Origin of the sequence: Dietzia sp. DQ11-38-2 (assembly GCF_014145055.1) — a bacterium.
Taxonomy (GTDB): domain Bacteria; phylum Actinomycetota; class Actinomycetes; order Mycobacteriales; family Mycobacteriaceae; genus Dietzia.
On sequence record NZ_JAALDW010000494.1, the window covers coordinates 1 to 297 of the forward strand.

Genomic DNA, 297 nt, shown 5'->3' on the forward strand with positions numbered 1-297 from the left:
GCTGGCCGCGGCGACCGCCCGTTCCGCTCCGAGCGCCGCCCGGGCGGCCAGGGCGGGGAAGACCACCCCGACGAGGACCACGCAGACCGCCATGACCAGTGCGACCAAGGGTGACAGCAGCGCGAGTGCGACGACCGCACCGGTCGACAACGCGGCCGCCACCATCGCGGGGATGAGGACGCGGACCACGGTGTCCGCGACCACATCGAGATCGCGGCCCGAGCGCAGGAGTACGTCACCGCTGCGGAGCGCCGGCGTGGCGGAACCCTCAGCCAACCGTCGGTAGAGGCGCTCCCA

The 297-nt window shown here is 73.7% G+C and carries 1 pseudogene; it reads right to left on the bottom strand.

Annotated features, from left to right (window positions below):
- Positions 1-297: pseudogene (locus G6026_RS15435) on the bottom strand (ABC transporter ATP-binding protein); the annotation flags it as partial.